Here is a 12,914-nt window from a genome sequence, read left to right on the forward strand (position 1 = left end):
TCCACTAAGGGATGTCAAAATCAGCTATGGAAAAGGCAACTATTGCTGAAGAATTTTATATAAATGGGACAATTCCTGTCAAAAATAGCTGAACAATTAGATATTTCAAAAACAACCTTATATTTATATTTGAGATCTCGAAATGTCTTAATTGAAGAAAAGTTAATTTTAAAGCAACCAATTACTGAAAGAAGAAATTCAATATACATTTTTTGATTGATTTGATAATATATCAATCATTTATTATGCAAAGAGTATTATATGTTTATAGAATTTACACAAGATAATATTTGTATTTTTCCAACTTATGTTCTTGCAGTAAGTGGCTTTTGGGAAGGACTGACAGACGAAGAACTTGAACTAAATTATTTCGCCCAAAAAGAGATAGCCCTATTAAACGAGTATATTGAAGTATTTAAAAAAGCAAAAAGTGAAAATCCTCGTTCTAGCGAAGCAATGCTTCCTGTATTTCCTATATTTTTTTTGCCTACTAAGAATGGATTAAAATATGTATCATCAAACCCTGATGGTGAAATACAAGAAGGATTTATCCCTAATGAAAAACTAGGATTTAAAATAGATTTTAAACAATCCCGAGAAAATCTAACGAAGTTTTTAAAAACAAAATTACCAGAAATATTACAAATAACCTCCAACAATGGACATACTATTCCAAGCCACTCTGATTTACTGAAATATATTTTCAAATTTGACGGCTTATGCGAACTGATCTCTAATTATGTAATAATGGAAGACTTGATGGGAGGAACACAGAACAATCTAGCAAATTATCATAAAAATTCATATAAAATGGTCAACATTGATGATGATAAAATTAAATTATCTGCTAATAATGTTTATCAAGAAAAAATTACTCTATTTAACCTGAACCAACCTAGAATCATAAATAGCCATGTTTTAGAGGTTTATAATTTTTGGCAAAAACTCATTGCCTTCTTTTTTAACATTTATCCATGCAGTTTATTTTCTTTTACTGACCCAATTAAAACTACAGAAAACAAGGTTAATCAAAATTTACTACAGCCTAAATTGGACGAGTTGGCTGATGGGACTTACATCAAATTTATGGTGTTTAACAAAAAGCTCTTTGGCTTTGAAGGACATTCAATGGTTATTAAAAAAACTGATGAACACTTTTCATTTTTTGATCCAAATAAAGGAGAGCAAACAGATTTAACCTTTACAGCCTTATGCGATGTAATAAATGAATCTATCGAAAAATATAATGCAAACAACATTGCATTCTTAGATGTAAAACAATTTATTCTTAAATTAGATAATAACTATACTGAATCTCCTTCTATAAGAACTAATTGATCGCTTTATTGCCTTATAAACTTTCTGCTTGGCTTAAGAGATCTTAATTATTGGGTGAAAATATCGGAAGCTTTAGAAGATTAGAGAAAAACTAACACTTTTGGTGGTTATTCCACACGACCCCACGAAAACAGACTTTAACTAAACTCTGGGATGTAGTATCTGAAGCAATACAGCCCGTCATACGTTTTGACCGGTGAAGCCGTGGTGAACACATAGCTGAATTAGCCACAGCCAGGAGATTTCTCGCAAAGCTCGAAATGACGTAGTAATTTCATGAACAGGATAAAATGCTGTCTACAGAAATCAACTCTATTTCGCGACAACGACATGTTATCCACATTTTCTGTTGATAAACCTGTTAATGACAAGGAGAGAACTTGTTGGATTCAATTTTATAAGGATTGGCATTTTGGATTTATTGCATACAAAAAACTAAGTTTCAGATGCGATAATGTACTGATTACAAATCTATTATTGGCTATATTTTTCTTTTTTAATTATCTGCCAAAAGGCATCGATAGCTTGCTGTAAATGCCTATATGTGTTTTGTAATTGATGAAGGTTTTGTGGTTTAGCTTTTACTGCTTCATGAAACTCAGCGAATGCTTTATCGAGTTGGGGTAGGGTAAGATAGACTACTCCGCCACGAACTCGGTGTAGTTCTTCCCGCAATGCATCATTATCCTGAGCATGATAAGCTTTTGCCAGTCTCTCTTGGGAGATTTTCAGATCAGCGGCTAGAGCCGCTAGTAGTTCATGGATGAGATTCTCATCCCCATTATGTTGCTCTATACATTTAGCCCAATCAATAATTTGTGTGCTGTCTTTTTCCTGGGTCATTGTCGGCATGGTTTCAAGTACCAAGCCTTGCTTAAATCTAAAAATATATCGTTGTAATAGCGATTCTAATGCAGAAGGGGACAGTGGTTTTGTGAAAACTTCTTGCATCCCAGCATCTAATGCTTCCCTTTTCTTCTCGGGGTTATTTCCATGCCCTGTTAGCGCAACAATAGGTACTGACGACATTTGGGGATTTTCTAAGGCGCGAATTTGTCTTGTGACTTCAGTTCCTTCGATATCAGGAAGTCCTATGTCCATGATAATTAAATCGTAGTGATTTGCTTGAACCATTTTTAGGGCTTGGACACCATCTGATGCGATATCACACCTGCAGTGATTGATTAAGCCGCAAATATTGGAGTGCACTGCTCTTGCAGCAATACGATTATCTTCTACTATGAGAATAGTTATCGTGCTTTCGCTCTCCTCTATTTCTTTTGTTTTATCAGTGCTAGGAGTAGTTATGGATTTAGTAACCGAAGCGTTTTTCGCTTTAGGCTGGCGATAAGACATTTTTTCACGGTCAGAATGATCAGACACAGTAAGAGGAAGGGTAATAATAAAACAGGTTCCCTTATTTATTTCACTTTCTACCCGTATTTTCGCCTGCATCGCTTCAATATAGCGTTTTACAGTATAAAGACCCAAACCAGCACCCTTATATAATCCTTGGTAAGAAGGTGTTAAGCGAGAAAAATGCTCAAATATCGTATCAAATTTGTCTTTTGGAATACCAATGCCACTATCCTGAACTGTAATTTTTAATTCGATGTTTTCACCGAAGGGGTAATTTGGACCATTTTTATCCAAAATTTGTATTTTGAGTTTAACAAAACCCTTCTCCGTAAATTTAAGTGCATTGCTAAGCAGATTTAGTAGGGTGCGATCAAGATAATTTCGTAATCCAGTAACATAGTTAGGGACACAATCGTCGATTTCACAAGTCAGATCTAATTTTTTATGCTGAGCTACCGGCAACATGAGTTCTATATTGTGCTCTACGAGTTCCCGTAAATTAAACGATTCAGCTTTTTCAGGGATCTTACCTGATTCTAAGCGCATGGTGTCTAAAATTTCATTGAGTAATTGTAATAGCTCATCAGTTGCCCCAAGCAAAAGTTGACCATCTTCTTGGACTTTCTCAATCAATCCGCTAAGTAATTTTGTTATAAACTCAGTGCTATTAATGGACGAGGATTGCTCCAAAGAGACTAAAGAATCATCAGCAAGATTTATCAATTCTTGAATTAATCCTAGGATACCTGTTAGTGGGGTACGAATGTCATGACTCATGTTGGCGATAAATTCGGATTTGGATTGATTGGCTATTTCCGCCGCAATTTTGGCTTTTTCTAGATCTTTTTCCATCCTTTTTCTATCAGTGATATCGAAAGAAATACCTAAAATACCGACTATTTCATTATTTTCATTACGCAACGGTGCTTTACTGCTTAGCATGATGCGGGATGAGCCATCTTCTTTGGGAATAGCATCTTCCACAATATTTGTTATGCCTTCATGCAGAATGAGTTCATCAGTGTGATGCAAAAAATTTACTCTCGTCTCATCCCAGTTAAAATCTTCGTCAGTTTTCCCAATGATTTCCAAAGGCGACTTCAGACCGAGATATTGAGCAACAAGATTATTGCAACCTTGATAAACGAAATTTCTGTCTTTCCAATAAACATATTGCGGGAGATTTTCAATGATATTTCTCAGATATATTTGACTGTCTTGAAGAGAAGTTTTATAGCTTACTGTTTCTGAAATATCTTCACCGATTAATATGAATTTATCTTTTTTATGAGAAGAATGCCTGCTAATTGTCCAATGGAAATGGTATCTCTGATCACTAGAAGGCTGATGCTGTAATAAAACATCCCCTTCAAAAATCCGTGGTTTATCGGCCTTAATTAAATTTAAATCCTTAATGGAGAAGCTGAGGGTAACTCCATATTTTTCCATTATTTCAAAGAAGTTAAAGCCTATTATATTTTTTTTAGGAATCTTAAATGTTAATTCAGCTTTTTTATTAAATCGTAAGACATTGCAACAAGAATCAAGAAGGATAATGATATCACTGCAAAGATCAAATACTATCTTGTCATTCATTGCCTTGTTCCTTATACTAAGGCTATATTTTAGTCAATTTGTCTAGCTTGATGGAAAGTATAATCCATTTCCACGCTAGGAACTTCACATTTGTACTTTAAAGCAGCCTAATTCGCGCAGACTACTCTGGCAAATTTGAACAAAAGGCTTTAGCAGCAAGATCCTTAAATATCGGGCGGGAAAATTTATAGCTTAGGCTTAATATTATAATTCTAAAACCATAAAAGTTGTTAGGAATTAAGGTGAATCCGAAAAAAATAGCATGCATGTTAACTGATAACCAATTAGGGATTTTTTATGAGACGATCCGCGCCCCTCATCCCATATACATTTCACAGATGTGTCTCACCTTTAAAGGTAAATTTGATTATCAGTTATTCCAGCAAGCCTACCGCTTAGTTATATCACGCCACGAAATTCTTAGAACGGCTTTTAGTTTGGACAAATTGACTGCTAATGCTACTCCTGTCCAAACCATTTATGAGAATGTGGAGCCAATCGTGCATTTTCATGATTATACCAATCTCCCTTTTAAGGAAAAAGATGCACTCTTCAGGCAGTTCTTAGACACTGATCTAGTAACCTCTTTTGATTTTAATATACCCTCATTAATGAGGCTTACTGCGATACGGTTTAGTGAAAATGAATACCGTATTATATGGTCAAGACACCATATTCTTCTGGATGGCTCATCGGCAAGATTAGTATTAACAGAGTTATTAACCATTTATAGTGCTTTACTGAGTAATAAGCCCTGGAAATTACCTCCTAGTTCTTCTTATTTTGCTATAAAGGATAAATTTGTTGTACCGAATGAAAGCGAAGCCATGCAGTATTGGAAAAAACAGTTGAAAAACTTTTCAAAATGCTCGCTGTTGCCAGCTATCCCGAAACAAGCAACAATACAACATTTCACCCAATTAAATTCTAAATTAACCCATAAAGAGTATAAGAATTTATTTGATTTTGTAGCAAAATATGATCTAACTGTTAATTCTGTATTACAAGCGGCTTGGGGCATAGTTTTATCCCATTATAGTAATAATGAACATATTATTTTTGGCTCAGTGAGAGCCTTTCCGAGGGAGGAAGTGGCAAATTGTGCTGGATTATTCATCAACACATTACCACTAGCCTTGACAGTTAATCCACACAAAAAAGTGTTAACTTATTTAAGATCGGTCCGTAAACAAGGTAAAGCACTCAGAGGCCATACTCATACCTCTCTAAGTGAAATACGCAAATGGTGTGGTTTAACTTTAGATGAAATGCTTTATCAATCAATCCTTGATTATAAGCCTTACTCATTAAACAAAATACTTAGATCAAGTTTTAGTGAATTAAACTGTGAAACTTCTTTTCGCTTAACGACACCTTATCCTTTGGCATTAGAGATCACCAATGAAGAGGATTATTTGGATATTCGCTTAAACTATGCGACTGAATTATTTTCCCCCGAATTGGCAGAAGGGATGCTAGCCCATTTTCGTAGTACTCTTAATCTATTCCATCTTTATCACTCTAAAACGCTTAATGACCTTCCTTCACTGCCCGATTTAGATCGTGAAAAATCTGTTATGGATTGGAATAAGACCCAAAAGAATTATCCATTTGAAAAAACACTCCACCAGCTATTTGAAGAGCGGGTTAATAAAAATCCGGACGCACCTGCCATTTTTTATAAAGACGAAACGATAACTTATGAAAAATTAAATACCAAAGCGAACCAACTTGCCCGTTTTATCAATAAAAGAGGGGTTAAACCTGAAGCGCTAACCTTAATTTTAACAGCTTCCAACATTAATCTGATTGTGAGTACCCTGGCTGTACTCAAGGCAGGCAGAGCTTATGTGCCTGTTGATCTGGGCTACCCGTTGAAACGTATAAGGTATTTGATTAGTGATAGTGAGGCTGAAATAATCATTTGCGATAATAAAACTTACCCGATGGTAAGCCAGGTACTTGAAGGATTAGATAAATCAATAGAACTGATTAATCTTGATACAATATCCCTTTCTAGTTTTTGCCCTACTAATCTTGAAGTTAACGTTTCTCCTTCTCATCTTGCCTATATGATCTACACATCCGGTTCTACCGGAAAACCTAAAGGGGTTTTAGTGGAACATCGGTCTGTAGTTAATATGGCATTGGGTTGTATTGAGCGATTGGAAGTGACTGAAAATAGTAGGATCTTGCAAATCGCCTCTTTTGGCTTTGATGTTGCTGTTGCAGAATGGAGTATGGCTTTCCTAAGCGGGGCAAGTTTATGTTTAATGGATAAAGAGTTTTTTGATCCTAACGCAATTATTGAGGCGCTAGAATTTTATAAAATTAGTACAATTATTTTAGCGAGTTCTATCTTGACGGCTTTACCCCATCGAAAGCTTCCCCATCTAAAAGTGATCGCGGTTGGGGGTGAGTCTTGTAGTGACGCTGTCATTAATTATTGGGCTAAAGACAGATTATTTTTGAATGTTTATGGAATTACCGAGGCTACTGTTTGTTCCACTATTGCTAATTGTGTTCCAGGGCAAGAAGTCCTATCGATAGGTAAGCCTCTGCCAAATACACAGATCTACATTCTCAACGAAAAACAACAGCCCCTACCCATCGGAATTTACGGTGAAATTTATATTGGCGGGTTGGGTGTTGCGAGAGGCTACTGGAATAACCCTGACTTAACAGGGGAGAAGTTTATTCGTAATCCATTTATCATAGAACAGGAAAATGGGGACAACTCACGGCAACATCGGTTATATCGAACTGGGGACAGGGGACGTTGGCTTTTTAACGGGGAACTAGAGTTTTTAGGGCGTGTTGATGAGCAAGTCAAAATAATGGGTGTCCGAATCGAGCTACCGGAAATAGAGAAAGCGATTGAACAACATCCAGAGGTAGAAAAGGCTGCAGTCATTCTCACCCCAGATAATAAACACTTGCAAGGGTTTATTCTATCTCATAATGTAAATCTTAATTTAGAAAACATCAGGCAGTTTTTAAGAACGATTTTGCCTCATGCATTAATACCTCAACACCTTATCATAGTTGAGAAACTCCCTTTAACTTCAAATGGAAAAATTAATAAGAAAAAATTGCTCAACTTTCCAGTGAAGGACACTGCTATTGAAATAAAGGAAGGGCAATTAACGGGCACTGAAGAAATAGTTTCATCAGAAATAAAAAAAATAATAGGCATTAACAACATACCCCTCGATCAAAATTTTCTTGATATGGGATTAAAGTCGATTGATCTTGTAGGACTTTCATTACAGTTAAGTGATTGTTTAAGGCGAGAGGTGAGCGTTATTCACTTATTTAGTAATCCGACGATTAAAGCATTGGCTCATTACTTAGATAGTCTAAAATCTGATCATAATATTGAAGAAAAATTAGTGCTAAAAAAGCATTCACTAAACGCCAAATATCAAAAGCCACAAAGGATCAATTTTAAAAATGATGATGTCAACTGATGATACAAAAGCTGAGAATGCTTCTGCTATCGCAGTGATTGGGATGGCAGGACGCTTTCCACAAGCTGAAAATATAAATGAATTCTGGCAAAACCTAAAAGAAGGGCGCGATTGCATTACCCGATTTACTGAAGAAGATCTTCAAAAAGAAGGTATTAGCAAGGATACGATTGCTAATCCACGATATATCAAAGCTCGCGGTATTTTAAACGGCATTGATTGCTTTGATGCCAATTTTTTTGGCTTAACACCTGCAGAGGCAGCGCTGATGGATCCTCAGCAGCGTGTATTTTTAGAACTGTGTTGGGAAGCATTGGAAATCTCAGGTTATTCGTCTTTAAAAGAGCGTTCTGTCGGTGTTTATGCCGGTATGAGCGATAGTACTTATTTGCATCATCATATTCTCAATAGCGAAGAAGCCACAAAGACTAATTCGCCTTATCAAATCAGTATTGCGACGAGTAACCATTTTTTAGCAACTAAAGTTTCCTATCTCCTCAATTTAACAGGACCAAGTGTAGTCGTTAATAGTGCCTGTTCTACCTCACTCGTTGCAGTGATTGAAGCATGTAAATCCCTATTAAGTTATGAATGCGATCTTGCTTTGGCGGGTGGTATAGCCATTCGGGTACCACAAAAAAGCGGTTATTTTTATCAAGAAGGGGGGATTTATTCGGTAGATGGCCGATGCCGTGTATTTGATAGTCAATCATCAGGAACAGTTGGCAGTAATGGGGGTGGGGTAGTTGTATTAAAACGTCTAGAGGAAGCCCTTCAGGACGGTGATACGATTGATGCTGTGATCAGAAGCTTTGCAATCAACAATGATGGCGCTACAAAAATAGGTTATTCCGCTCCCAGTATTATTGAGCAAGCTCGTTGTATAGCCACCGCGCTATTGCCGATAGATCCGGAGTCGATAAGTTATGTGGAAGCGCATGGCACAGGAACAAAGTTAGGCGATCCCGTCGAGATTGCCGCTTTAACTAAAGCATTTAGACACTATACAGCAAAGAAAAATTTCTGTGCTGTTGGGTCGGTTAAAACAAACATAGGCCATACGGATGTCGCTGCAGGTATTGCAGGATTGATTAAGACTATTTTGGCTTTAAAACATAAAACTATTCCAGCTTCCCTTTATTTTAATGAACCTAATCCAGGGATAAATTTTACTGATAGCCCTTTTTATGTTAATTCAAAGACAACAGCTTGGGAAAGCGGATCTCCCAGGCGGGCAGGAGTGAGTTCTTTTGGAATTGGAGGAACGAATACTCATGTCATTTTGGAAGAGGCACCGCAACTCTCTCCCCAACAAGTCCAGCAAGACGCCTTTATTATTCCAATCTCAGCTAAATCAGAAATGGCTTTGCAACAGCAGCAAAAGAATTTATTAGACTACTTGAGGCAAAACCATATCGATAAGACTGCACTTGCTAATATTGCTTATACGCTACAAGTTGGCAGACAAACGTTTAACTTTCGTAAAGTGTTTCTCTGCAAAAATGCGGAAGAACTAATTTCACTTTTACAATCTGATAACGCTCTGGAAATTGATGGTTCAGAATACAAAATCGCAAAAACATGGCAGATGGATGGCCAGGCTGATTGGTCACTTATTTATGGTGAAGCAAAATTACGACGAGTCCCATTACCTACTTACCCCTTCGAGAAGCAATCGTTTTGGATTCATCCATCTCCTAAGGATAAGACGTCTAGTTCAAAACCCCTAATTTATCAACCTTACTGGGAATTAGCTGAATTAGTTGATACCTCTTCTTCTGGAAATGGGAATTGGCTTATATTTACCGATAGGCTCGGAGTAAGCAAAAAAATAATTTTGCACTTGCAAAATTTAAAAAATAACATTATCGAAATAAAGACAGGTAAAAAATTTCGCTCAATAAATTCATCGAGCTATGAAATCAATCCATCTAGTAAAGAAGATTATCAAAAACTTTTTGATTGTCTTGGTAAAGAAAAGGCAATGCCGGACAAAATTTTGTATTGTTGGGGAATTAAGGATGAGGAAAATAATTTAGCAAGAGTATCGAATGATGTTGATTCTACTGATTTTATTGCGCTAACCTATTTTGCTCAGGTATTTTTTCCTAACTCAGACAATCAACCTTCTCTTTATATCATCACTAATTATTTAGCTCATATACTGTCTGAGGATAAAATTTATCCAGGACAATCTTTAGTACTGGGCCATGCTGCAGTTATCCCGCAAGAATTTTCAATTCCATGTTCTGTCATTGATTTAGAGTCTACTAAGAAAAAAATGGGGGATGAGACATTAATTAATTCCCTCGTTAAAGAGTGCTTATCCAAACCAGAAACACTTCTAGTGGCTTACAGAAATAACCTCCGCTTTACTCAGCAAGTTAAACGTTATGAATCCTCAAATTCTGTTGGGCATGTCCATCTGAAAGAAGGTGGGGTTTATCTGCTTGTTGGCGGATTAGGGAACGTGGGAATTGAACTTGCCAACTATTTAGCTGCTAATTATAAAGCTCATCTCATATTAACTACGCGTTCTTCTATCCCTTATATGCAAATTTTGCAGCAGCCTGGCCAAAGCGGCTTGGATACACCATTAATTCAACACCTACTGAACATTAAAAATTGTGCGGGCTCTCTTTCGATAATGCAAGCTGATGTGTCTAATTATGATGAGATGGGTGAAGTATTTAATCATATTACTACAACTTATAAAAAATTAGATGGTCTTTTCCATCTCGCTGCAGTCATTGATGGCTCTACCCGAGTTCTCATTAAAGATTTAACAATAAACCAAGTACATGAGCAGTGGCTTGCAAAGATCACTGGAGTAAATATATTAGCTCAGTTGGTCAATGAAGAGGAAATTGATTTTTGTCTTTTATTCTCATCTGTTTCAAGTATTTTAGGTGGTGTGGGTTTAAGCGCTTACGCAGCTGCTAACAATTATCTGAATTATTTTGCTGAGAGTAGACGCAAAAATGAACCAATCAAATGGTTTAGTATCAGTTGGGATGCTTGGAAACATTCTGTAATAAACAAAAATAAAAACTTAAAAAGGGCTTTTACGTTGCAACAGGGTATGGATGTAATCCAGCATGTTTTCAATAAAATGGATAATCCTAATTTGTTTATCACTCTCCAAAATTTGCATGATAGATTAAATAAAGCCCTTCCCCATCCCCCCAAAAAACAACCAACCCTTTCTCCCCAGCTCTTTGAAAACGAGTCTATCAGGGAAAAAATACAACAACTTTTTGAGGAAAGTTTAGGAAAACAGGAAATAGACCCCAATATAGGATTTTATGATTTGGGTGGTGATTCACTAGCAGCGATCACTTTGCTTGAGTTAATTGAAGAGAGCTGTTCGATTCGAATTTCGTTAAATAACTTCCTAGAAAATCAATCAGTCAATAAACTTGCTGAACTGATCAGCAAACAAAGATTAATGGATTCTTCTTTTTTGATTAATCTTAAACCGGAGATAATTACCTCAAAGGCACTATTTTTCTTACACCCTATCGGAGGTACTGCATTTTGCTATTTTGATTTGATCAATTATCTTCCGCCTTATTCATGTTATGCTTTACAGGATCCAGCGATTAGTTCTAATTTTAAGCAAGTGGATTTTACATCCCTGGAAGAAATGGCTGCATTGTATTTACAAGAAATCAAAAGAAAACAACCTAATGGACCTTATGTGTTAGCTGGATATTCCTTTGGTGGTACGTTGGCTTTTGAAATTGCCAGACAGCTTCTTGCACAGAAAGAACAAGTTGAAAAAATTTTTATAGTAGATGGTTGGGCGATGTTCTCATCCGAACTACACGATAAAGAAAGATTTTTAATGGCAACTCAGCGTACTCTGGCTGAACTTATGGTAAGAATACCAAATTTATTGAAGAAGAAGGACCAATTAGTGGAGATTCTATGGAAGCGCATGCAACTATTATTGTCATATAAACCGCCAAAGCTTCCGCTTAATATTGTGCTATTTAAAGCAAAGGATATACTTCCCGAATATCAATCTATTGACTCTGTGGATAATCATTGGTCATTATTAACCACAAATCAGGTTGAAATTCACCAAATCACAGGTAATCACAGTGATATCTTAAGGCTACCTGGTGCTAAGGAAATTGGTGTAATAATTAACAAATCAATAAGTCAATTTTAAGAGAGTATTTATGCCTGTAACTGTTTTTGGAAAAGAGATTGCGGTCGAAAAAAGGGGAATAGGTAGCGTACCCATGTTGATAGTGGGGCCTGCTTCTTTATTTAAAAAAGAGGGATTATTACCCGAAGAATTATTCGAGCACTTTACTGTTTACTTTGCTGATATATTTCAATCAAATATGGAAAATCCGCCTATAGATTACAGCAGTCTCACGTTAAACCATTTTGTGGATGCCATAGAGCAAATAAGAAAACAGTTGGATCTTGAAAAAATGGTTTTGTTTGGTCATTCCAGTAATGGTGTATTAGCCATCGAATATGCCCGCCAACACGCGGATAGAGTTCTTTTTAACATCTTAGTGGGAACCATGCCTATTTGGGGTAACTATCGAAAAACACTGATGTCGGATTTTTTCGAAGTTAATGCTTCTGAGAAAAGAAAAGAAATTGATCAAGCCAGTCAATCTATTATACAAAATAGCGAATTACCGCCCGAATCGTCCACCTCGACGCAAAAATTTGTAAGGCAGTATAAAACCCGCAAAGCGCAATTTTTTGGCGATGATAATTTAACCCTATCTTTACCAGCCATTGACGATCTATGGGATGGGATTCGGCTTGATGAAGAGCTAGCTAAACGTTATTTTGAAGTCATAGCAGACTATGATTTACGTCTAACAAATGCTTATATTACCCCGGCTTTTATTGCATTAGGGCTATATGATGCTTCTTGTCCTTTGTACGCTTGGACTGATGATATTAAGCAGTGGTTTGCGCATAAAAACCAATCGGTTTTCTATGATAACTTATTAAAAGTTCATATTTTTGAAAGCGATCATTATCCAATGTCTCCTGTGTTTAAACAGGCTAAGCCAACTTTATTTATGGAAAAGCTTTTGGAATCCATGGCTACTTTTTTAGAACCCGATCAACAAAGAAACTCGCCTCTTTAAATTGTAATGAGGATGGATTGTA

At 36.4% G+C, this 12,914-nt stretch carries 5 protein-coding genes; 4 read left to right on the forward strand and 1 reads right to left on the reverse strand.

Annotated features, from left to right (window positions below):
• Window positions 1-261 precede the first annotated feature (261 nt).
• Window positions 262-1,338, forward strand: a complete 1,077-nt coding sequence (locus LMI_RS06130; RefSeq protein ID WP_045099010.1) for a hypothetical protein — start codon at window positions 262-264, stop codon at window positions 1,336-1,338.
• Between the two features lie 474 nt (window positions 1,339-1,812).
• Here the strand turns inward: LMI_RS06130 and LMI_RS06135 are convergent, their stop codons facing one another.
• A complete protein-coding gene (locus tag LMI_RS06135; protein WP_052679470.1) occupies window positions 1,813-4,293 on the reverse strand; it encodes a PAS domain-containing sensor histidine kinase in 2,481 nt (826 codons plus the stop codon).
• Window positions 4,294-4,535: 242 nt separating this feature from the next.
• On the opposite strand from LMI_RS06135, the gene LMI_RS06140 reads away from it, so the two are divergent.
• From LMI_RS06140 to LMI_RS06150, 3 genes are read left to right on the forward strand one after another with little or no spacing between them, the layout of a single operon-like run.
• Entirely contained in the window at window positions 4,536-7,763 is a 3,228-nt protein-coding gene (locus LMI_RS06140; RefSeq protein WP_143000973.1) for a non-ribosomal peptide synthetase, read from the forward strand.
• Window positions 7,747-11,940 (forward strand): beta-ketoacyl synthase N-terminal-like domain-containing protein, encoded by a 4,194-nt coding sequence (locus LMI_RS14855; protein WP_052679471.1) that lies wholly within the window; start codon window positions 7,747-7,749, stop codon window positions 11,938-11,940. The genes LMI_RS06140 and LMI_RS14855 overlap by 17 nt, the downstream gene beginning before the upstream one ends.
• Before the next feature lie 10 nt (window positions 11,941-11,950).
• Window positions 11,951-12,892 (forward strand): alpha/beta hydrolase, encoded by a 942-nt coding sequence (locus LMI_RS06150; protein ID WP_045099012.1) that lies wholly within the window; start codon window positions 11,951-11,953, stop codon window positions 12,890-12,892.
• Window positions 12,893-12,914 lie beyond the last annotated feature (22 nt).

Source organism: Legionella micdadei, assembly GCF_000953635.1.
Taxonomy (GTDB): Bacteria; Pseudomonadota; Gammaproteobacteria; order Legionellales; family Legionellaceae; genus Tatlockia; species Tatlockia micdadei.

Bases quoted from the DNA above. Each gene is read 5' to 3' on its own strand.
- LMI_RS06130 (WP_045099010.1), top strand. From the start codon at position 262: ATGTTTATAGAATTTACACAAGATAATATTTGTATTTTTCCAACTTAT.
- LMI_RS06135 (WP_052679470.1), bottom strand. From the start codon at position 4,293: ATGAATGACAAGATAGTATTTGATCTTTGCAGTGATATCATTATCCTT.
- LMI_RS14855 (WP_052679471.1), top strand. From the start codon at position 7,747: ATGATGATGTCAACTGATGATACAAAAGCTGAGAATGCTTCTGCTATC.
- LMI_RS06150 (WP_045099012.1), top strand. From the start codon at position 11,951: ATGCCTGTAACTGTTTTTGGAAAAGAGATTGCGGTCGAAAAAAGGGGA.